19 protein-coding genes and 1 pseudogene are annotated in these 21,480 nt (G+C 71.0%); 10 read left to right on the top strand and 10 right to left on the bottom strand.

What is annotated here, in order from left to right:
- Window positions 1-529: 529 nt before the first annotated feature.
- Window positions 530-703, bottom strand: coding sequence for a hypothetical protein (locus tag ABT360_RS14850; protein WP_351815048.1), 174 nt, complete (start codon window positions 701-703; stop codon window positions 530-532).
- 174 nt (window positions 704-877) lie between these two features.
- On the opposite strand from ABT360_RS14850, the gene ABT360_RS14845 reads away from it, so the two are divergent.
- From ABT360_RS14845 to ABT360_RS14830, 4 genes and pseudogenes are all read left to right on the top strand, one after another.
- The gene (locus ABT360_RS14845; RefSeq protein ID WP_351815046.1) at window positions 878-1,984 is read left to right on the top strand and encodes a helix-turn-helix domain-containing protein; all 1,107 of its coding nucleotides are present in this window, start codon (window positions 878-880) and stop codon (window positions 1,982-1,984) included.
- Between the two features lie 361 nt (window positions 1,985-2,345).
- Window positions 2,346-3,047 carry a hypothetical protein gene (locus ABT360_RS14840; protein ID WP_351815044.1) on the top strand — a complete coding sequence of 234 codons (702 nt, stop codon included), beginning with the start codon at window positions 2,346-2,348 and terminating at the stop codon, window positions 3,045-3,047.
- A gap of 385 nt (window positions 3,048-3,432) precedes the next feature.
- Window positions 3,433-3,767, top strand: a pseudogene (locus ABT360_RS14835) (DsbA family oxidoreductase); the annotation flags it as partial.
- A 32-nt stretch (window positions 3,768-3,799) separates the two neighbouring features.
- Entirely contained in the window at window positions 3,800-4,843 is a 1,044-nt protein-coding gene (locus ABT360_RS14830; RefSeq protein WP_351815042.1) for an aminotransferase class V-fold PLP-dependent enzyme, read from the top strand.
- A 37-nt stretch (window positions 4,844-4,880) separates the two neighbouring features.
- Here ABT360_RS14830 and ABT360_RS14825 read toward each other — a convergent pair whose 3' ends face one another.
- Window positions 4,881-5,402 (bottom strand): MarR family winged helix-turn-helix transcriptional regulator, encoded by a 522-nt coding sequence (locus tag ABT360_RS14825; protein WP_351815040.1) that lies wholly within the window; start codon window positions 5,400-5,402, stop codon window positions 4,881-4,883.
- A 125-nt stretch (window positions 5,403-5,527) separates the two neighbouring features.
- Here ABT360_RS14825 and ABT360_RS14820 point away from each other — a divergent pair, with 125 nt between their 5' ends.
- Complete coding sequence (locus ABT360_RS14820; RefSeq protein WP_351815038.1) at window positions 5,528-6,607, top strand: alkene reductase; 1,080 nt, start codon at window positions 5,528-5,530, stop codon at window positions 6,605-6,607.
- Between the two features lie 323 nt (window positions 6,608-6,930).
- Here the strand turns inward: ABT360_RS14820 and thpD are convergent, their stop codons facing one another.
- The 4 genes from thpD to ectA form a co-directional block, all read right to left on the bottom strand.
- On the bottom strand, window positions 6,931-7,824 hold the full coding sequence (gene thpD, locus ABT360_RS14815; protein ID WP_351815036.1) for an ectoine hydroxylase: 894 nt from the start codon (window positions 7,822-7,824) through the stop codon (window positions 6,931-6,933).
- 3 nt (window positions 7,825-7,827) lie between these two features.
- Window positions 7,828-8,226: an ectoine synthase gene (locus ABT360_RS14810; protein ID WP_344364670.1), complete on the bottom strand. Its 399-nt coding sequence runs from the start codon at window positions 8,224-8,226 to the stop codon at window positions 7,828-7,830.
- Between the two features lie 32 nt (window positions 8,227-8,258).
- A complete protein-coding gene (ectB, locus tag ABT360_RS14805; RefSeq protein WP_351815034.1) occupies window positions 8,259-9,527 on the bottom strand; it encodes a diaminobutyrate--2-oxoglutarate transaminase in 1,269 nt (422 codons plus the stop codon).
- Window positions 9,528-9,752: 225 nt separating this feature from the next.
- Entirely contained in the window at window positions 9,753-10,298 is a 546-nt protein-coding gene (gene ectA, locus ABT360_RS14800; protein WP_351815032.1) for a diaminobutyrate acetyltransferase, read from the bottom strand.
- A 519-nt stretch (window positions 10,299-10,817) separates the two neighbouring features.
- Here ectA and ABT360_RS14795 point away from each other — a divergent pair.
- A complete protein-coding gene (locus ABT360_RS14795) occupies window positions 10,818-11,858 on the top strand; it encodes a LysR family transcriptional regulator (RefSeq protein WP_351815031.1) in 1,041 nt (346 codons plus the stop codon).
- On the opposite strand, the gene ABT360_RS14790 is transcribed toward ABT360_RS14795, so the two are convergent.
- Window positions 11,839-12,942: a pyridoxal-phosphate-dependent aminotransferase family protein gene (locus ABT360_RS14790; RefSeq protein ID WP_351815029.1), complete on the bottom strand. Its 1,104-nt coding sequence runs from the start codon at window positions 12,940-12,942 to the stop codon at window positions 11,839-11,841. The genes ABT360_RS14795 and ABT360_RS14790 overlap by 20 nt on opposite strands.
- A 69-nt stretch (window positions 12,943-13,011) precedes the next feature.
- Here ABT360_RS14790 and ABT360_RS14785 point away from each other — a divergent pair, with 69 nt between their 5' ends.
- Window positions 13,012-14,100 (top strand): amidohydrolase family protein, encoded by a 1,089-nt coding sequence (locus ABT360_RS14785; protein WP_351815027.1) that lies wholly within the window; start codon window positions 13,012-13,014, stop codon window positions 14,098-14,100.
- On the opposite strand, the gene ABT360_RS14780 is transcribed toward ABT360_RS14785, so the two are convergent.
- Both ABT360_RS14780 and ABT360_RS14775 read right to left on the bottom strand, forming a co-directional pair.
- Entirely contained in the window at window positions 14,090-14,656 is a 567-nt protein-coding gene (locus ABT360_RS14780; RefSeq protein ID WP_351815026.1) for a GNAT family N-acetyltransferase, read from the bottom strand. The genes ABT360_RS14785 and ABT360_RS14780 overlap by 11 nt on opposite strands.
- Entirely contained in the window at window positions 14,643-16,700 is a 2,058-nt protein-coding gene (locus ABT360_RS14775; RefSeq protein ID WP_351815024.1) for a penicillin acylase family protein, read from the bottom strand. Before ABT360_RS14775 ends, ABT360_RS14780 begins: the two co-directional genes overlap by 14 nt.
- Window positions 16,701-17,035: 335 nt before the next feature.
- Between ABT360_RS14775 and ABT360_RS14770 the strand changes: the two genes are divergently transcribed.
- The 3 genes from ABT360_RS14770 (at window position 17,036) to ABT360_RS14760 (ending at window position 20,389) form a co-directional block, all read left to right on the top strand.
- On the top strand, window positions 17,036-17,977 hold the full coding sequence (locus ABT360_RS14770; protein WP_351815023.1) for an SCO1860 family LAETG-anchored protein: 942 nt from the start codon (window positions 17,036-17,038) through the stop codon (window positions 17,975-17,977).
- 127 nt (window positions 17,978-18,104) lie between these two features.
- Window positions 18,105-18,491: a hypothetical protein gene (locus ABT360_RS14765; RefSeq protein WP_351815021.1), complete on the top strand. Its 387-nt coding sequence runs from the start codon at window positions 18,105-18,107 to the stop codon at window positions 18,489-18,491.
- A gap of 14 nt (window positions 18,492-18,505) precedes the next feature.
- A complete protein-coding gene (locus ABT360_RS14760) occupies window positions 18,506-20,389 on the top strand; it encodes a caspase family protein (RefSeq protein ID WP_351815019.1) in 1,884 nt (627 codons plus the stop codon).
- Window positions 20,390-20,393: 4 nt separating this feature from the next.
- On the opposite strand, the gene cobC is transcribed toward ABT360_RS14760, so the two are convergent.
- On the bottom strand, window positions 20,394-21,461 hold the full coding sequence (gene cobC, locus ABT360_RS14755; protein WP_351815061.1) for an Rv2231c family pyridoxal phosphate-dependent protein CobC: 1,068 nt from the start codon (window positions 21,459-21,461) through the stop codon (window positions 20,394-20,396).
- Between the last annotated feature and the right edge of the window lie 19 nt (window positions 21,462-21,480).

Here is a 21,480-nt window from a genome sequence, read left to right as displayed (position 1 = left end):
GCTGTGGGACCACCCGGCGGATACGTCCGGCAGGGACGAAAACTAGGTGCGACTCAAGCCCTTTTGGCGTGTCCGCAGATGGATGACCAGTGCGCGGAGCTGTAGGCGTTCGCGCTCAGTGGCGGGTCGGACGGCACTCCAACTGACTTCCCACGGCTGACCCCCGGGACGAACGAGATAGAACCGCGAACCGCGAATGTCGTGTACCCGCGCGGGCATCTCTCGCCGGGTGTCAAACACAATGGAACCGACTTTCAGCCGATGCGGATTGGTGTCCGGCAGCACGCGCACCATCACAACCCCCAGCGACTGTTGGCTTGGGCAACGCGGGCACTCATAGCGTCCGACTGGTAGGCAGGTTCAAGGTCATGGGGCTCCGCTTCCCACTCCTTGCCCCCGTTCAGCGGGCGCAGTTGGTAGTACGGCCCGACGTGCCCCATGACACGCCCCACACGCCCCGTACGGGTGTCTCTCGCTGTCTCGCCCGGCTCCCACTGCGGCGGGTGCTCACGGGGCGTCTCAGTGGCGCTCACAGCCCCTCCCTGAGCCCGGCCTCAATCGCCTTGAGTGTGTCGCGCGAAACGTGGTCGGCGTAACCGGTCCTCGGCACCGATTCCGGGGCCAGTCGCCAGAAGCCGCCAGACTCGATCAGCGCGGCGAGTTCCTCGGCGTAGTTGTAAGGGGAAGCGGGCTTCTGATCCATCGTCGGGGGTCCTTCGCTGCGACGTCCGTCCCGGAATGATCTACATGGCGCTCTGTGACCCTGTGATGGTCTCGCCCTGGCACCCTGTCACCTAGTGGCACGGCTAGGGGCAAGTAGGCCCCGAACAAGGGTTCTTGGGCTGACTGTGGGCAGCCATAGGGGCAAGATGGACCTATGGCCATCGGGGTATTGATCAGAGACCTACGCGAGACGCGAGGATGGTCGCAAGGGCGACTAGCAGACGAGATCAACGAGGCTTTCGGAACGGGGCTCAACCGGGAGTACGTCAGCCGCTGGGAGCGTTCCAAGGTGGTGCCGGGGTCCTTCTACCTTCGGTGCCTGTCAGCCGTCCTAGACGTGCCCCTAGCGATCCTTGAGGGTGAAGTGAAACGCCGTACGTTTCTGTCTGACGTGGCAGCCACCGCCATAGCGCCTGTGGTTGCGTCCGATCTTCTCAGCGCCGGATTCGCTGCCCGGCTTCATGGCGGCCCGTCCGTGGATGACTGGGAAGGGAAGCTGTCCGAGTACGGCACGGAGTACATGAGTCTGGGCGCTGCCGACATTCAGCGCCGGGTATCCCGCGAACTCGTGGTAATTCAACAACAGTTGGACACTCCGCGCCTGTGGTCCGTGGCGTCCCGCTTCATGACCCTTTACGCAAAGACGTTTCCGGGGTCGGACGGCACTAAGGCAGTGAGTTGGTATCGGCTCGCAGCGGAATCGGCCGACCAATCCGGCGACGACGATGCGCGCGTTTGGGTCCGGGGTCGCGCTGCAATCGCCCTTGGGTATGAGGGGGCGGCGCTGGGAGTTGCGGACCTGCTCGCGGACCAAGCCATGTCGATCAGTGATAAGCCGTCCCTTGGCCTGCTAAATGCGATCATGGGAAAGGCGCACGCCGCAGCAATCCGGGGGGACCACCAAGCCGCACGGAAGCTCATGGGCGACGGGCGGCGGATCTTCGACAAGGCTGGTTCGTATGAGCAGACCTCTGACTATGCGGTGCCGTGGTGGCGCATGAACGTCTTTATCTCACTGCTCGCTGCGCGACTTGGCGACGAGACAACAGCGGTAGAGGCTCAGAAAGCAGCACGCCGAGAACTGCCCGCAGAACTCCCCCGGTTCGTCACTCATCTTGAAATGCATCGGGGTCTCATGCTCGCTCGCTCCGGCGATACACGCGGCGGCATCGCATACGCGCGGGCGGCGCTCGATTCACTGCCTCCGGAAAAGCATTCGCTCACGCTCCGGCTCCTTATGGCGGAGGTCGAGCGGTCCTAGCGTGCAGCGTCACGGCGTGTATCGGAAATTCGCGCCGGCTGCACCCTGGAAATTCGGACACATCACATGACAGCGGGCACGCTTGCCGACGCGGTGTTACCTAGAGTGGTCGCCATGCCGAAGAGCCCCGGGCCCGCCCCAGAAAGGGCCTGAAAACACGACAGCCCCGTACCCGGCCACCAATTAGGCAGCGGGTGCGGGGCTTTCTGTCATGCAGCATTACGAGGTATCGGCGGCCGGTTCGCTCGCTGACTCGATAATGCTCGGCTACTAGCTGGCCCGTCACAGGGCAGCAGTGGCCGCGCGGACGGAAGAGGGTGCCGCCTCGCAGTTTTGTCATTCATGAGGCACTCTATCGGCAGTGGCCTCTAAGATCGAGGGCATGGATGCCTCATCAGTCATCGCGCTCATCGCCTTGGTGATTTCTGTCCCTACGGCAGTCACAACCTTCGTTTACAGTCATAGGCAGACAGCGGCAGCCGCTAGAGCTAACGCGCTTACGGAAAAATCCCAGCGCGAGCAGGCGGAGCCGTACGTAATTGTGGACATCAGGAGTCGGGTACCTGGGTCTTCGCTGTTGGTTTTCTCCATCGAGAACATTGGCCCAACGTTGGCGCGTGATGTGAGAATCACGGTAGACCCGCCCCTGAAAACTACTCAGGGAGAACAACATGATGCCACCCTGAACCGCGCGATCACGCGAAAAATCCCAACGCTCCCCCCGAAGCGAACCCTTCTCTTCAACCTTGATGCCGGATTCAAGTTTTTCAAATCGGATCTTCCGTTGCTTTACACGGTGACGGTCGACGCGTATGGTCCGTTTGGCAAGGTTGATACTTTGACTTACGTTATCGATTTGGAGGTGCAGCGCAACACCGGTCTTGATAGGGAGTCTCTGGAGTGGAGTACTCATGTCATGGCCGAAGAGGCAAAGAAGTCGACCAAGGCTCAGGAAAAGCAGGCAGGCGCATTCAAGTTCATTGCAGAGCAGATTAGGGATGAATTGGAGCTGAGGAGGCTGCCGAATGGTGAGCCTCCGAGCCTTGACTCTTCTTCAGAATAGGGCGGTACTCCAGTCCGCGCAAACGCCCCCAGTTGCGGGGCTAGGGTTTCGCCTCCCTGCCGGTAAATCTCAAGGCCGGGAGGGGGTCACCCCCAGGGGGGTAGGCTGGAAAGGCGGTGCATATCAGAACGGTGGAATGTCATTTAGCTTCGGCTTGGCCTTCGGCAGCCCACCCGCCCGGCTGATGAATGGCCGTTTCCTTGCTGTGACAGGCAGCGCACAACGGCCTCAAGCGCTTTGGCGTATCAGGCATTGACTCACCTTTTGCCGTCAATTGCTTACGGCTCAACGGCCAATGGTCCGCAACATTCGCCTGTCGACCGCACAGCACGCACCATGTATTGGCGTACAGGTAAGCCTTTCGCTTTCGCTGCCATCCGACCCGGCTTACCGGGCGAACTTCGCCGAGGAGCGGTCCGTCTTCGACCCCGAGGTGCTCGTCCGGCTCGGCGCCGAGGCGGGCCTGGCGGAGGACGAGGTGCGCGGCGTGCTGGCCGACGAGGACGCCTACGCCGACGACGTACGGGCCGATGAGCGCGAGGCGGCCGGACTGGGCGCCACGGGCGCGTGCCGTTCTCCGTCCTCGACCGGCGCTACGGCGTCTCCGGCGGGCAGCCCGCCGAGGTCTTCACCCAGGCGCTGGAGCAGGCCTGGCAGGACCGGGTGATCCAGCCGGTCGGCGCCGGGGCGGCGACCTGTGACGTGGAAGGCGCCTGTTGACCTCACCGTGGCGCGCGGCTCAGGGTAGGGGCATGGAAACTCCTCTCGGCGGCGGCGAGTTCGCGCCCGCGCAGACGTATCTGAACACCTCCCGCTGTGGGTTGCTGCCCCGCCGGACCGTGGCCGCCGTGACCGCGCTGGCGGAGGGGCTCGCCGCGGGGACCGCGGGCGGGTCGGGGAGTTTCGAGGCCGTGGACGGTGCGCGGCGCGGCTTCGCTTCGGTGGCGGGCGTGGGCCCGGACCGGGTGGCCGTGGGCAGTTCGGTCGCCGTGCACGTCGGCCTGATCGCGAGCTCGCTGCCGGCCGGGGCGGAGGTCCTGTTCGTGGAGGGCGACTTCGGCTCGCTGATCACGCCGTTCGCGGTCCGCGGCGACCTCAAGGCGCGGTTCGTGCCGCTGGAGGACCTGGCGGACGCGGTACGGCCGGGGACGGCGCTGGTGGCCTTCTCGTCCGTCCAGTCGGCGGACGGGCGCGTGGCCGACATGGCCGCGGTTCGGGAGGCGGCGGCCGCGCACGGGGCCCGCACGCTCGTCGACGCGACGCAGTCGGCGGGGTGGCTGCCGCTGGACGCGGGGGCGTACGACTACACCGTGACGGGCGGGTTCAAGTTCCTGATGTGCCCGCGGGGTGCGTCGTTCCTCACCGTCACGGAGGAGGCGCAGGAGTCCCTGGTGCCCATCCACGCCGGCTGGTTCGCGGCCGAGGACCTGGAGGACCCGTACGGTCCGGCCGTCCGGCTCGCCGACACCGCCCGCCGGTACGACGAGCCGCCCGCCTTCCTCCCGTACCACGGTGCCGAGCAGTCACTGGCGCTGCTCGGTGAGATCGGCGTCGACGCCGTGCACGCCCATGCCACGGCGCTCGCCGCCCGCTTCCGGGACGGCCTGGTCCGCCTCGGCCACCACCCGGTGCCCGGCGACTCGGCCGTCGTCGCCGTCCCGGGGCTGGGCGCGCGGCAGGCCGCGCTGGCGGAGGCGGGCGTCGTCGTCTCCGCCCGGGCCGGCAACCTCCGGGCCGCCTTCCACCTCTACAACTCGGCCGCCGACGTGGACCGGGCGCTGGACGTGCTGTCCTGAGCCGCCGCCGAAGCGGCTTCCGAGCGGCTGCCCGGGCCTACCCGGGGGCCACCCCGGGGCAGCCCAGGGTCGCCTTGCAGAGGTTCGCCTCGACCTTGCCCAGGAGCCGTGCCAGCTCGGCGCGCTCGGGCGCGTCGAGCCCGGCGAGGGTGTGCTCCTCCAGGCTGCTCCAGGCGCCGCTCACCTGGTCGTGCAGCGAGCAGCTGGCACTGGTGGCCTCGACGAGGACCGCCCGCCGGTCGGCGGGGTCGGGGGAGCGCCGCACGTGCCCGGACTGCTCCAGGCGCTGGAGCATCTTGGTGACCGTCGAGGGGTCCAGGTCCACGGCCTTGATCAGCTCCGACTGGCGTACCGGCCCGGCGTCCCAGAGGTACATCATCACGAACTCCTGACCCGGGTAGATCCCGGCCGCCTTCAGGAATTTTCCCGCGGCGATACGGTGCAGCCGGGCCACCCGGGACAGGGTGTGGCTGAGGGGACCGCCACGCGCCGCGGAGGGCAGGGCGTCGGTACAGGCAGCGGGCTCGGAGCCCGGCGCGGTGGGGTCGGGGGCTGGCATCGGGGGGCTCCTCGCGGGGTGTCCGGATGATGTCACCAATTTTACCTTGGTCGGCCAATGAATGCGCTACAGTGGCGGCAGGCAGAAATGCTTGGCCGACCACATATCGTTCTGGGAGCCTTCTGATGACCACTGCTTTCGACCCCATCGACCTGTCCGGTACGCAGCTCGCCAACCGCATCGCCATGGCCCCGATGACCCGCAGCCGGGCCGGCGCCGGGCGGGTGCCGACCGACCTCACCGCCGAGTACTACGCCCAGCGCGCCTCGGCCGGCCTGATCATCACCGAGGGCGTCCAGCCCTCCCCGGTCGGCCAGGGCTACCCCGACACCCCCGGTCTGCACAGCGACGAGCAGACCGCCGCCTGGCGCAGGGTCACCGACGCCGTCCACGCCAAGGGCGGCAGGATCTTCGCCCAGCTCATGCACTCCGGCCGCATCGGCCACCCCGACCTGCTCGCCGACCAGCCCGGCGACCTCCGCCCGGTGGGCCCGTCCGCTGTCGCCGCCAAGGGCCAGGTCTACACCGCCGAGGGCCCCAAGGAGTTCGTCACCCCGCACGAGCTCACCGACGCCGAGGTGCGCGACACCATCGCGGACTTCGTGGCCGCCGCCCGCAACGCCGTGGCCGCAGGGTTCGACGGCGTGGAGCTGCACGGCGCCAACGGCTACCTGATCCACCAGTTCCTGGCCCCCGGCACCAACCGCCGCACCGACGACTGGGGCGGCTCGGTGGAGGGCCGCATCCGCTTCGCCGTGGAGGTCGTCAAGGCGGTCGCCGCGGAGATCGGCCCCGAGCGCACCGGCCTGCGGATCTCGCCCGGGAACCCGTTCAACGACATCGACGAGCCCGAGCCGGAGGAGACGTACACCGCGCTCGTGGCGGCCCTCGAACCGCTCGGGATCGCCTACCTGCACGTCCTGGAGAGCTCCCCGGACTCCCGCGAGATCACCCTGGCCCTGCGCAAGCGGTTCTCCGGCACCCTCGTGCTCAACCCGGCGACCGAGGGTCCGACGAGCGCCGAGGACCTCGCGCTGATCGAGGACGGCACGGCCGACATGGTGGCGTTCGGCGCCCTGTTCCTCGCCAACCCCGACCTGCCGGCCCGGCTCAAGGCCAACGGTCCGTACAACACCCCGGACACCGCCACCTTCTACGGCGGCGACCACCGCGGCTACACGGACTATCCGGCCCTGGCCGGGTGATCCCCGCGGCTCACGCCGATCGCGGCGTACCAGCTCGGTGGGGAGGATGACCGCGGCGGCTTCCTCCCCGCCTAAGCAAGCCGGTGCTGGTCGCGGAGACGGCGTACGCGCACACGCTCGCCCATGACGACTCCCTGGAGAACAACGTCGCCACCGCCGACCCCCTGGCCCCCGGCGACCCCGGCCGGCCAGGCCGCGCACTGGTTCCGCCACCGCTGACGGCCACGTGGAGGGGCGGGACCCCACCCGGGTCCCGCCCCTCCACGTATTCCCGCTCAGCCCGCGGGGCTCAGCTCCGCCCATGGTCACTCGGCCCGTAGGGCTCAGCGCACCGGCGTGAAGTCCCGCGCTCCAATGAACTCCGGCCGCCGGACCGGGGCCGCGAACGGCTCCACCGCCGTGTTCTCCACGCTGTTGAACACGATGAAGACGTTGCTGCGCGGGTACGGGGTGATGTTGTCGCCCGAGCCGTGCATGGCGTTGCAGTCGAACCAGGTCGCCGAGCCCGCCTTGCCGGTGAACAGCCGGATGCCGTGCGCGTCGGCGAACTTCGTCAGCGCCTCGTCCGACGGGGTGCCCGCGTCCTGCATCTGCAGCGACTTCTTGTAGTTGTCCTTCGGCGTCTCGCCCGCACAGCCGAGGAACGTCCGGTGCGACCCCGGCATGATCATCAGGCCGCCGTTGGTGTCGTAGTTCTCGGTCAGCGCGATCGACACGGACACGGTCCGCATCCGCGGCAGCCCGTCCTCCGCGTGCCAGGTCTCGAAGTCCGAGTGCCAGTAGAAGCCCGAGGCGCCGAAGCCCGGCTTCACATTGATCCGCGACTGGTGGACGTACACGTCCGAGCCGAGGATCTCGCGTGCCCGGCCCACCACACGCTCGTCGCGCACCAGCCGCGCGAACACCTCGCTGATCCGGTGGACCTCGAAGACCGACCGTACGTCCTGGGACTTCGGCTCGATGATCGAGCGCTCGTCGGCACGGATCGCCGGATCGGAGACGAGCCGGTCGAGCTCGGCACGGTAGACCGCGACCTCGTCGTCGGTGATCAGCTGGTCGACGGCGAGGAAACCGTCACGCTCGAACGACTCCAGCTCCGGGGTGAGCGGCCCCCAGACGACCGGGTCCTGCCGGGGCGTGACGACCTCGGACGCGCCCCGGGTGGGGTACAGGTCCTGCACAGTCGTGCTCGTGGTCGTGGTCGTGGTCATCGTCATGGTTCAGCCCTCCTCGGTGAGCAGCGGGTAGACACCGTTCTCGTCGTGGTCCTCCCGTCCGGTGACAGGAGGGTTGAAGACGCACACGCACCGGAAGTCGGTCTTCGGGCGCATGGTGTGGCGCTCATGGCCGTCGAGCAGGTACATCGTGCCGGGCTCGATCCAGTGCGTCTCGCCCGTCTCGTCGTTGGTCAGCTCGGCCTCGCCCTCGACGCAGAGCACGGCCTCGATGTGGTTGGCGTACCACATGGAGGTCTCGGTCCCGGCGTACAGCACGGTCTCGTGCAGCGAGAAGCCGACCTTCTCCTTGGCGAGCACGATGCGCTTGGACTCCCAGGTGCCGGAGGCCGCCTTGACATGGCGCTCGGTGTTCTCGATGTCCTTCAACGATCGGACGATCACGGTGGTGCAACTTCCTTTCGTACGGGAAAGATTCAGGCGGTTTCGCGGACCGCGCGGGCCAGCGTCCGCAGCCCCTCGTCCAGCTCGTCGGGCGTGATGGTCAGCGACGGCAGCAGCTTGACGACCTCGCTCTGCGGGCCCGAGGTCTCCAGCAGCAGCCCCAGCTCGAAGGCGCGGGCACAGACGGCCGCGGCGCGGGACTTGTCGCTGAACTCCATGCCCCAGACCAGGCCGCGGCCCCGGTAGTGGGCGCCGTAGGCGGAGTTCTCGTCGCAGATGGCCAGCAGCGCCTGCTCGACCTGCTCGCCGCGCGCGATGGTCTGCTTCTCCATCTGGCCGTCGGCCCAGTAGGTGTCCAGCGCGGCGGTGGCGGTGACGAAGGCCGGGTTGTTGCCGCGGAAGGTGCCGTTGTGCTCACCGGGGCCCCACACGTCCAGCTCCGGCATGAACAGGCACAGCGACATCGGCAGGCCGTAGCCGCTGATGGACTTCGACAGGGTGACGATGTCCGGGGTGATGCCCGCCTCCTCGAAGGAGAAGAAGGCACCGGTGCGGCCGCAACCCATCTGGATGTCGTCGACGATCAGCAGCATGTCCTGCCGGTCGCACAGCTCCCGCAGCGCCCGCAGCCACTCGGGCCGGGCGACGTTGATGCCGCCCTCGCCCTGCACGGTCTCCACGATCACGGCGGCCGGCTTGTTCAGGCCCGAGCCCTGGTCCTCCAGGAGACGCTCGAACCAGAGAAAGTCCGGGACCCGGCCGTCGAGGTAGTTGTCGAACGGCATCGGCGTGCCGTGCACCAGCGGGATACCGGCCCCGGCGCGCTTGAAGGCGTTGCCGGTGACGGCGAGCGAGCCCAGCGACATGCCGTGGAAGGCGTTGGTGAACGACACGATCGACTCGCGCCCCTTCACCTTGCGGGCCAGCTTCAGCGCGGCCTCCACGGCGTTGGTGCCGGTCGGGCCGGGGAACATCACCTTGTACGGCAGGTCGCGCGGCCGGAGGATCACGTTCTGGAAGGACTCCAGGAACGCCCGTTTCGCGGTCGTCGCCATGTCGAGGCCGTGGGTGATGCCGTCCCGCTCGATGTAGTCGAGCAGCGCGCGTTTCAGGACGGGGTTGTTGTGGCCGTAGTTGAGCGAGCCGGCGCCGGCGAAGAAGTCGAGGTAGCTGTGTCCGTCCTCGTCGGTGAGGCGTGCGCCCTGCGCGCGGTCGAACACGGCGGGCCAACCGCGGCAGTAGCTGCGCACCTCCGACTCCAGGGTCTCGAAGACACTCAGGGCGGGCGGGGTGATGGTCACGGCGGTTCGTCTCCTCGGTGGGGGTGTCTCAGGCGTGCGTGTCAGGCGGCGTTCAGGCGTGCGGCGAGTGGATGCCGGGCGACCGGTGTCGGGCAACCGGACGTCGGGCGGTCGGACGTCCGGCGCCAGGTGACTGGCGCCGGGTGACCGGCGGCAGGTGACCGGCGGCAGGTCACCGGCGTGGGGTGACCGGCATCAGGCGATCGGGGCGTCGGCGGTCCGGCGTCAGGCGATCGGGCTGATGCGGTAGAGCACCTCGGGCTCGTGCGTCCCCTCGGGGAACAGCCCCCCGTCGAAGAGGACCTCACGCTCCAGGGACGCGCCCCGGCGCTCCGCGTAGGAGGTGAAGAGCCGGTCGGACGCGGCGTTGTCCGGGGTGATGGTGGTCTCCACCGTGTGGACGCCCTGTCCGGCCACGCGCGCGGTCAGCGCGTCCAGCAGCACACCGGCCAGTCCACGGCCCCGGTGCGCCTGGTCCACGGCGACCTGCCAGACGACGAGGGTCTGCGGGCGCTGCGGCCTGATGTACCCGGTCACGAAGGCGATCGGCACTCCGTCGGCGCCGCGTGCCACCAGGGACGTGGAGGCGAAGTCACGGCACCACAGCAAATAGCTGTACGAGGAGTTGAGGTCCAGGACCTCGGAGTCGCGGGCAATGCGCCATATCGCGGCTCCGTCCTCCACTCGGGGGGTGTCGATACCGATGGCCGGTGCGGCCGGTCGGTGGAATTCGTTTCGGGCACCTGCAAGGTCTGCTTGTGCGGCGGTCATGCGGATTGAACTTACCCAGCAATTTCTGAAATTGCATCGGGGTGAGGGGTTGGGTGAGCGCCTGACCTGTGTTATCGCGCGGGCGCGAGCTCAAACGTGGACGGTCGGCCGATCGCCGCTTTTTGCCCGGATTTTTACGGGCAAAGCGGGCGCGATGTGGAGTCGATCACATAGGAGTAACCGGCTTGACGCCTGCCCGAATTGCCCGTCGAGTCCTTATGAAATCTGTGTGTTTAAGATCCGGGAAACGGGGCAGAAGAATGCGGGAAGATACCCGCCCTGTATCAGTGCCAAGAATTCCCCCGAGTATTCCCTGTGAATTCCTCTTACGCCACTCCGGTGACGTTCCGGCTTCGCCGCCGGCTCCGTCGCGGCCCCCGCCGGCTGAGTCGTTCCGGCCTCTCCGCCCGTACCTGTGCGTACATGTGCGTACGCCGGGCGGCGCCATGGGAAGAAGACCGGGCAGGGAAGCGGTTGACCGGCACAGTGATCAGCAACGGCGATGGGTGGGGGCCAGGAGTGGAGCTGCGTCAGCTGGAGTACTTCGTCGCGGTCGCCGAGGAGCTCGGCTTCGGCCGGGCCGCCGAGCGGCTGCACACCGTCCAGGCATCGGTGACCCGGCAGATCGCCGGCCTGGAACGGGAACTGGGGCTGCGGCTGTTCGACCGGTCCGCCCGGCACGTCCGGCTCACCGCCGCGGGCGAGCGGCTGCTGCCCGAGGCCCGCGCCGCCCTCGCCGCGGCCGCCCGGGTCCGGGCCACCGCCGTCGGGATCACCGCCGGGACGGAGGGCCTCGTACGGCTCGGCACCACCCGGGCCTTCGCCGACCGCGTCTACCGTGCCCTGGACATGCTGGCCGCCCGCCGGCCCGGACTGCGCGTACGCCTGGAGCGGGCGCCCCAGGAGGCCCGCCTCGCGGCCGTACGCTCCGGAACGTTCGACGCCGCCCTCGTCCGCACCGTGCGGCGGGCCGACGGCGTGGCCCTGCACCCGCTGTGGGCCGACCCGCTGATCGCCGCGCTGCCCGCCTCCCACGCGGCGGCCCTCGGACTCGACGAGGACGAGGCACCGAGCCTCGACCGGCTGGCGCGACTGCCCCTGCGGCTCGTCCCGCGCGCCGCCAACCCCGCCTTCCACGACCTGGTCACGGCCGCGCTCCCGGACTGGACGCCCGGCCCGCCGTTCACCACCCTCCAGGACACGCTCACCGAGCTGGCCGCCCACCCCGAGCCCTCCTGGACCCTGTTCTACCCGGTCGGGCAGCTGCCCCCGACCGGCCGGATCACCTTCCGCACCCTGCCGGGCCTCACGGTCCCGGTCTCCCTGGCCGTCCCGGCGGGGCGGCCGCTCGCCCCGCCGGTACAGGCCCTGCTCGACGCGCTGACCGCCACGGGTGCCACCCCGCGCGGCACCGTCCACCCGGCCGGGAGCGGCCCCGGGAGCGGCCCCGGGAGCAGGCGGGGAAACCCGGCCGGGGCCCTGGCCGCCCGGAACGCGGCCGGAGGGACGTCCACGGCGGCCGTCACGCCCGCGAGAGCGGTTACGCCCACGCCTCGGTGACCGCCCGGCGCGCCCCCGCCACGTCCACCGCCGCACCGGTCACCCGGCCCAGTGCGGACCCGAGCGCCGCCAACGAGGACTCCACCACGCCCCGGTCGGCGTCCACCCCGTAGTGGTTCACCCGGACCATCTCCTTGGCCGGCGCCCCGCCACCGGCCGCCAGCGGCAGCGACGGGTCCGCCGCCAGGGCCTCGGCCACCAGGGCGGAGGCGTCCACCCCGGCCGGGGTGCGCAGCGTCGTCGCCACCGGGGCGGCGTCCTTCGTCTCGTGCACGTACGGCTCCAGGCCGCCACCGAGGGCGAGCGCGCCCGCGCGGGTGGCCGCCGCGGCGGACGCGTGGCGGGCCATCAGCGCGTCCAGGCCCTCCGCCTCGATGCGCTCCAGGCACGCCTCCAGCGCCAGCATCTCCAGCTGCGCGGGCGCGTGCGGCAGCGCCCTGCGGCCGCCGTCGATCCAGCGCTCCTTCCAGTCCAGGAGGGAGAGGTACGAGCGGCGCGGCGCCGCCGGGTTGGCCGCGAACCGCTCCCACGCGCGCGTGCTGACCGATACCGCCGAGACACCCGCCGGGCCGCCCATCGCCTTCTGCGCGCCGATGATGCACATGTCGACGCCCCAGGCGTCCGGCAGTACCGGCTCGGCGCCGATCGACGCCACCGCGTCCAGGTAGAACAGCGCGCCGTGTGCCCGTACCACCTCGCCGATCTCCGCCACCGGGTTGGTGTTGCCGGTCGCCGCCTCGGCGTGCACCAGCGACACGAAGTCGATCTCCGGGTTCCGCTCCAGCGCCTCGGCGATCCGGTCGGCCGTCACCGCCGTGTGGAACGGCACCTCCAGGTCCACCACCGTCGCGCCGCAGTCGCGCAGCCAGCCGCCGAAGGTCTGCCCGTACGGTCCGGTCACCACGTTGAGCGCCGTGGAGCCGGGCCGCGCGCCGCTGCGGATGCAGCCCTCCAGCGGCAGCAGCGCCTCGCCCTGCGTGATCACCACGTCCTGCTCGGTGGCCAGCAGCGCGGCCACGCGCCGCTCGATGGCCGCGAAACGGTCGGCGGTCAGCGGGGCCAGGTCGAGGAGGGGGTGCGTCACGGGGCTCTCTTCTCTTCACGTACGGAACTGCTCCGCCGAGCGTACTTCCGCCCTCGTAGAGTGCTGCACATGAGCGTGGTGCTGCATGTGACGGGGCGGGTGCTGGCAGGCCCGGAGGACGTACGGGACGAACTGTGGGTGCTCGACGGGCGGGTCACCTACGACCGGCCTTCCTCCGCCGCGCGGGACATCAGGACGGTGACGGGCTGGGCGATGCCCGGCCTGGTCGACGCGCACTGCCACGTCGGGCTCGACGCCCACGGGGCCGTGGACGCGGCCACCAGCGAGAAGCAGGCGATCACCGACCGGGACGCGGGCACCCTGCTGATCCGGGACGCGGGGTCCCCGGCGGACACCCGCTGGATCGACGAGCGCGACGACCTGCCCAAGATCATCCGAGCCGGCCGGCACATCGCGCGCACCCGCCGCTACATCCGCAACTACGCCCATGAGATCGAGCCCGCCGACCTCGTCGCGTACGTCGCCCAGGAGGCCCGGCGCGGCGACGGCTGGGTCAAGCTGGTCGGGGACTGGCTGGACCGGGGTATGGGCGACCTGGCGGCCTGCTGGCCCCGTGCCGAGGTCGAGGCGGCCATCGCGGAGGCGCACCGGCTCGGCGCGCGCGTCACCGCCCACTGCTTCGCCGAGGACTCGCTGCGGGACCTCGTCGAGGCGGGCATCGACTGCATCGAGCACGCCACGGGCCTGACCGAGGACACCATCCCGCTCTTCGCGGAGCGCGGTGTGGCGATCGTGCCGACGCTCGTCAACATCGCCACGTTCCCGCGGCTGGCGGCCGGGGGAGAGGCCAAGTTCCCCCGCTGGGCCGACCACATGCGGCGGCTGCACGAGCGCCGGTACGACACCGTGCGCGCCGCGTACGACGCGGGCGTCCCCGTCTTCGTCGGCACCGACGCGGGCGGCTCCCTGGCCCACGGGCTGGTCGCCGCGGAGGTCGCCGAGCTGGTCAGGGCCGGCATCCCGGCCCTGGAAGCCCTGTCGGCGACGTCCTGGGGAGCCAGGGCCTGGCTGGGGCGGCCCGCCCTGGAGGAGGGCGCCCCGGCCGACCTGGTGGTCTACGACCAGGACCCGCGCGCGGACGTCCGTGTGCTCGCGGCGCCGCGGCGGGTGATCGTCAACGGCCGCGTCATCGAGTGAGGAACAGCAGCCGGGCGCGCTTCTCCGCGATGTGGACCTCGGGCAGCACGACCTCCGGGAGGATCACCTCGGGGCCCGGCTCGAAGCCGCTGCGGACCAGCAGCGCGATCGCCTTGTCGTTCGCGGCGTCCGGGTCGGCGACGATCCGCTCGCGACCGGTCAGCGCGTACGAGACCAGCACGGACAACAGGCGCGTCGAGAAGCCCCGCTCGGGCGTGCTCGTGGGCGCGATCAGCAGGTGGACCCCGATGTCGCCCGGCCGGGCGTCGTAGCACTCGCTGACGCGGTCGGCCTCCGGCTCGTACGTCTGGAAGAGCGCGACCGGCTCGCCGTCGCGGTACGCCAGGAACGCGTGGTGCGTGGTGAGCGAGTCGAGGTGCCCGTAGATCTCCCGTACGTCGTCGACGGTCGCCTCCCGCATGCCCCAGAACCGGGCGCGTTCCTCGCGGACCCAGCCGTGCAGCAGTTCCGCGTCACGCGCCGGGTCGACGCGGACGAGGCGGGCCGTCCCGAAGCCGTCGACGGTTTGCTCGTACACGCACTCAGCGGTGTTCATGGTGTTCCTCGCGCTCCTCGGTGAGCTGGTTCCAGTCGGTGACGACGGGGGCGAGTTCACCCCGTAGCCACAGGGGCAGTTGGTCGCGCCGGTGCGGGTCTCCGGGGACGCCCGAGGCGCCGAAGGGCACCACCCAGAGGCTGTCCTCGCGCCGCGCCAGGTCCCAGACGTAGCGGGCGGCCGGGCCGCGGGCGCTGAGGTCGGTGACGCCCGGGACGCTGGAGGTGGACAGGACGCAGTCGTGGTCGCCGTCCAGGCCGGGCCACTCGTCGTCGGCGTCGGGCAGCGCCGCCCAGGGCGCGAGGCGGTGCGTGGCGCCCCAGGGCTCCGCCGGAGGGGCCGCGGCCACCTCCTCCAGGGCGGCGCGGACCGCTGCCAGCCGGTCGGCCTCCGGCACCGGCCCGCCGGTCAGCAGCGTCTCCAGGGCGTAGGCGACGCGCGGGACCAGGGCCAGCCAGGGCTGGAAGAGCGCCGGGTACGCGGGCGGTTCCGCCAGCACGGCGAGCGCCGGGTGCCGGGCGATGCGGCGCACGACCGCACCGCGTACGGCCGCGAACAGCGCCGCGTCCATGCTGTCGGCCGTCATACGGCGGTTCCAGCACAGCAGCCGGTCGCGCACCTCCCGCGCCTCCAGGCCCAGGTCGGGCAGGGCCGCGATCAGCGAGAGCAGCGGGCGGGCCGAGGGGAGGAGGGTGTCCGTGTGGACGGCCGCCATCTCCGGCGCGGTCCAGTTCTTCGACGCGTCCAGCAGCCGGGCGATGCGGTCGGCGCGGTGCGGGGGCGCGAACTCGACGCCCAGCGGGGTCGCGAGCCCGCGCGCGTTCGCCATCACCGCCACGCCGTCGACCGGCTCGCGGGGCATCGGGTCGTGGGCCCCGTGCCACTCGTGGCCGGGCTCCCAGGCGGGGACGGTGCGCAGCCGGTTGTCGCGGTGGCGCTGCGGGACGTGCCCGGCGACCCGGTGGAGGGTGCCGCCCCCGGTGTCGGCGGCCTGGACGACGTTGACGGGCTCCACCCAGGTGTCGAACGCCCGGTCCACGTCGGCGACGGTGCGGGCGGCGAGCAGCGCCGGAAGGGTGGCGAAGCCGAGTTCACGCGTGACCCGGGGCGGGTAGCGCAGGCTGATCGCCTCGTCCGGGCCGTCGATGATCACCGGTCCGCGCTCGGTCTCGACGACCTCGACGGCGACGGGTTCGGCGCCCTTCACCTCGACGGTCTCCGTGTGCGCGCGGGCGGGCGCCCAGCCGTCCGGCCCCAGCGCCTCCACCTCGCCGCCGTCGGTGCGCCGCAGCCGCTCCCGGTACAGGTCCTGGTAGTCGGCCATGGCGTTGGTGATCGCCCAGGCGACCGTGCCGGTGTGGCCGAAGTGGGCGAGGCCCGGTACGCCGGGGACGGCGAGCCCGACGACGTCGAACTCCGGGCAGGCCAGCCGGATCTGCTGGTAGACGCCGGGCGCCTCGATGAACCGGTGCGGATCGCCCGCGATGAGCGCGGCTCCGGTGGCGGTGCGGTCGCCGGTCACCAGCCAGCCGTTGCTGCCGGTGGTGCCGGGAGCGTCGGTGGCGAACAGCTCGGTGTACTCCTCGCCGAGCCGGCGGGCGACGTGGTCGCGCCACAGCTTGGTGGGGAAGCCCGCGAACAGGATGTGCGTGGACAGCCACACGGCGAGCGGGGTCCACGGCTCCCACCGCCCGGGGGTCAGGCCTGTGGCGGCGAACTCGGGGGAGCGGCGGGCGCCGGCCGCGAGCCCGGCGTTGACCCCGTCCACGTACGCGGACACCCATGTACGGGTCGGTTCGTCGAGCGCGTCGAAGCAGCGGCGGGCGGTGTCGGCCAGCCGGGCGCGGCGGGCGAAGACGTCCCACTCGACGGCCTCGGGGCCCAGGAAGGCGGCCGTCGTGCCCTGGGCGCGGTGCCGCTCGACCTCCAGCTGCCAGGCCCGGTCCAGGGCGGTGGTGCGGCCCTGCGCGTGGCTGAGCTCGTGCGCGTCGGCGGCGCGGAGATGCGGGATGCCCCAGGTGTCCCGGTAGACCTCGATGCTCACTCTTGTCCCGATCTCTTTAGGTTAGGCTGCCCTAACTTAAAGCACGGCCGTGCGAGAAGCAATCCGGCGCGATGTTGACGCCCCGTGACGACCGGCCGCTGCTCGTCGTTGAACACTTTTCTCCGCGCGGCGCGGCGGAGGGGGTGGAAGCGAACTTCCGTGCCGAAAGATTCGAATATGGGAACGGAAACCCCACTTTGGGGTGAACTCGCGTCGGGTCGCCGCCAGTTCACTCTCCGTGCGTAAAGATTCCGGTGTCCCGCGTCGCCGCCGCTCATGTGTTCCCCATGGGCCCCAGTCGGCGACGCCCTTGCTCCCGTGGGGGTTCCACCACTGTGAACAGCAACACCGTGCGCCTGCCCGCCCGCGGCCGCGTCGTCGCCGCCGCGGCGGTCGCCGCGGCGCTCACCACCGGCCCCGTGCTCCTCGCCGCGCCCGCGGCGCATGCCACCGGCGGCGGAGAGGGGCGCGCGAGCGCGGTCGTCCTCCGCACCGACCTGGATGTCTCCCTGCTCGGCGAGACCGTGAAGGTGCCGCTCAGAGCCACGCTCAACGAGGTCCGGGCGCCCGCGAGCGCCCACAGGACCGCCCTCACCGTCACCCTCGACGGCGTCGAGCAGGGCAGGCCGGTGAGCGTCCTCAGGGCCGACGTCGCCACCGCGAAGGCGACCGCCGACGAGCGCCGGGCGGAAGGGCACACCCGGCTCGCCCACGCCAGGCTCCACGTCCCCGGCCTGCCCCTGCTGTCGCTGATCGAGGTCGAGGAGGTCACCTCCCGCGCGGTCTGCGAGGCCGGCGAGCAGCCGGTCGCCGAGGCGAACCTCCTCGGCCGCGTCACCGTCCTCGGCAAGCGGGTGACCCTCACCGCCGGCGGCCCGACGAGGGTCGACGTGCGGGGCGTCGGCGAGGTGACGCTCGACCTGTCCACGACGCGCACCACCTCCCGTACCGCCGCCGCCACCGCCCTGGCGCTCAAGGTGTCGGTGAACCCGCTGAAGGCGAACGTCGCGGACGTCACCGGGACGGTCACGCTGGCCGAAACCACCTGCGAGTCCCCCAAGGCCCCGCCGAAGCCTGCGGACGCCGAGCCAGCCGGCACCAGGCCCGCGGGCGTCCAGGCCCAGTCGGCCGGGGAACCGACGGAGGCCAACCTCGCCGAAACGGGCGGGAGTTCGCCGACGCCCTACCTGGCGGGCAGCTCACTCGCCCTCCTCGCCGCCGGCGCGGGCGCCCTCACCCTCACCCGCCGCGCCCGCGCGGCCCGCGAACGCGGCTGACACGGGCCGCACGGTGTTTCCCGGGGGGAACACCGTGCGGCACCCGGTGATTCTTGCGGAGGTGCCGGGAAACGCACAGACTGGAAGAAAGGGACGCTCGCCCCTGACCAGAGAGAAGGGGGCTTCCATGGAAAAGCAGTTGCAGATTCACCTTTCCGAGGAAGGGGCCGATCCCGAACGGGTCGACAGGCTGACCGGCTATCTTCGTCAGGAACTTCTCCAACTCGACGTCGACGACGTCCAAGCCATTCCCGCAGGGGAAATTCCCCCCGGCGCACGGGCCATCGGAGTGGTGGAGATCGGAGCGCTGCTCGTCACCCTCGGGCAGTCCGTCACCGCCATCCGACAGGTCGCCTCCGTACTCCACGGCTGGTGGGCCCGGTTCCAGGAAGCGCGCCCGACCATGCGGTTGACCATGGACGGCGATGTGCTCGAACTCTCCGAAGCCACGCCGGAACAAGTGGCGGAGGCCTTGGACACCTTCATCAAACGGCATTCCGTCGTCGAGGCATAGCCTGAGGCGCAGTCATGGACGAAGAATCGCGGCACGCCCTGATCATCGCCAACGACGATTATGAGGAGGGCGGCCTGCAGAAGCTGACGTCGCCCGCTGCGGATGCCGAGGCGCTCGCGGAAGTCCTGGGCGACCCCCGAATCGGCGGCTTCGACGTTCAAGTCGTGCGCAATGAGCCGTCCTACGTCATCCGTATGCGTATCGAGGACTTCTTCGCGGACCGCAGGCGTGATGACACCTTGCTGCTGCATTTCTCCTGCCACGGCCTGAAAAGCGAATCGGGCGAGTTGTATTTCGCGGCCCCCGACACCCGCCCGAAGCGCCTCAAGGCCACCGGCGTCGCCTCCGACTTCGTCCAGACCTGCATGGCCGACACCCGGGCGCGCACCACCGTCCTGTTCCTGGACTGCTGCTACGGCGGCGCGTTCTCCCCCGGCACGGTCGCCCGCGCGGCCGGTGACGCCCATGTGCTGGAGAACTTCGCCGGTGACAAGCTCGGTGGCGGCGGACGCGGATGGGCGGTCGTCACCGCCTCCGACTCCATGCAGTACGCCTTCGAAGGTGCCCGGCTCGCCGACGAGGCGGACCCCAAACCGTCCGTCTTCACCAACGCCCTGGTCTCCGGCCTCGCCACCGGGGAGGCGGACCGGAACGAGGACGGCAAGGTCTCCCTCAACGAGCTGTACGACTACGTCTTCGACCGGGTGCAGCGCGAGAACCGGAATCAGACCCCCAGCTGCAAGTCCGACCTGCGGGGCGACCTGTACCTCGCGCGCAGCGACCGGCGGCGGATCGTCCCGGCACCCCTTCCCCCACGGCTGCGGGACGCGCTGGCCGGCGAGGAGGTCTTCACCCGGCTGGGCGCCGTCACCGAGCTCCGCACCCGCCTGGAGCACACGGACCCGGCCATCGCCGCAGGGGCCTACGAGGCGCTCAAAGAGGTCGCCCGCAATGACATCCAGGCCGTCGCGAAGGAAGCGAACCGCGCCCTCGGCGGTATCCGGATCACCCCCGATCCGGCCACCCTCCGCTTCGACGCGGTGGACCAGCACGCGGTCCCGCCCCAGCAGCACGTGCGCCTCCTCGGCCCGCCGCTCGCCCGCAGCTGCACACCGCAGACCCGGAGCGACTGGTTGCACGCGGCCCGGTCGGGAGACGGCCTGGACGTCACCGTCGACACGGCCGCCCCCGGGCAGCTGAGCGGCGACCTCGTGCTCAAGGGCATCGTGGGGCACGTGGTCATCCGCGTCGAGGCGGAGGTACGGCAGCCCCAGCCGCCTGCCGAGCGGCCCGACGGCACACCGACGGTGATCGTGGACCTCCCGAAAAGGCCGCCTGGCGACCCACCGGTGGGCGAGACGCCGACCGTCGTCGTCCACACACCCCGGATCGGCTCCCGGGAGCCCGAGGGGACGCACGGCCCCGGCCACGAGGCACCCCGGACCGGCTCCCGCAAGCCCGAGGGGACGCACGGCCCCGGCCACGAGAGGACCGGGTCCACGGCCCGCCGCCCGTCTCCCGGCCTCAAGGCCTTCCGCGCGCCGGCGGTCGCCGTCGCCGCCCTGGGGCTGGCCGTCGCCTCGCTGGCACTCGGCGTCAAGGCGGCCCTGGAAGCGGCCCGGCTGCCGCAAGCGGGGGAGACCTGGGTGAACATCCGGAGTCACCTCGCCCAGGAGTCGACCCGCGACCTGGTGATCTGCCTGGTCCTGGCGCTCGTCTCGCTCATTCTCGTCACCGTCGCGCGCTACGACCTCCGCTCGTCCCCCGGGCTCTACAGCAAACAGCGAGCAGCCGCCACGAGCCTGGTCGACTGGTCCGCGAAGGTTCTCGCCCTCCCGGTGTTCGTCCTGGCGCTGCTCGGCATCATCGCCCTCATGGTGGCCGCCAACATCGGGTGACGCGTCAGCGGCCCTCCGCGTGCCCCGCCATCACCAGCGCCTGGTCCAGGGCCTGGAGGAACCGGTTGGTCGTCACCCGGTCCCGCACCGCGAGCCGCAGCCACTGCGGCCCCAGCCCCGGGAACGTATCGCCCCGCCGCGCCGCGAACCCCAGCGACCGCAGCCGCTGCCGCACCACGTCCGCACCCGCCATGCGGACCAGCACGAAGGGACCCTCCGCCGCCGTCACCGCCCGCACCTCGTCGAACTCCGCGAGCCCGGCCAGCAGATGGGCACGCTCCACCGCGATCCGGTGCGCCGCGTGCTCCGCCTCCGCCAGCGCCACCCGCGACATGCAGGCCTCCGCGGCGGCGAGCGCGGGCGTGGACACCGGCCACAGCGGCTGCGCCCGCTCCAGCGCCGTCACCGTCGCCGGATCGGCCAGTACGTAGCCGATCCGCAGCCCGGCCAGGCCCCACGTCTTGGTGAGGCTGCGCAGCACCACCAGACCCGGCACGTCCGTCCGACCCGCGAGCGTCTCCCGCTCACCGGGCACCGCGTCCATGAACGCCTCGTCCACCACCAGCGTCCGCCCGGGCCGCGCCAGCCGCGCCAGCAGGGCGGCCGGGTGCAGCACCGACGTCGGGTTCGTCGGATTGCCCACCATCACCAGGTCGGCGTCGTCCGGCACCGTCTCCGGGTCCAGCCGGAACCCGTCCTCCTCACGGAGCAGCACCCGCCGCACCTGGTGCCCCGCGTCCCGCAGCGCCGCCTCCGGCTCGGTGAACTGCGGGTGCACCACCACCGGCCGCCGCGCCGGAAGCGCCCGCGCCAGCAGCACGAACGCCTCCGCCGCCCCCGCCGTCAGCAGCACCCGCTCGGGCGGCACGTCGTGCCGCGCCGCGACGGCGGCCCGCGCGGCCCGCCCGTCCGGATAGGCGGAAAGCCCGGTCAGCGAGGCCGCGATGCGTTCCCGCAGCCAGTCGGGCGGGGTGTTCGTCCGGACATTGACCGCGAGATCGGTCAGCTTCTCGTCCCGGACCTCCGCGTCACCGTGGTGCCGCAGATCGTGAGTGTCGGTGTGCGTATACATGGCCGCCAGCGTGTGGGTG

The organism is Streptomyces sp. NPDC000229 (assembly GCF_040300825.1).
Lineage (GTDB): Bacteria > Actinomycetota > Actinomycetes > Streptomycetales > Streptomycetaceae > Streptomyces.
This window is presented reverse-complemented; position numbering and strand designations above follow the sequence as displayed.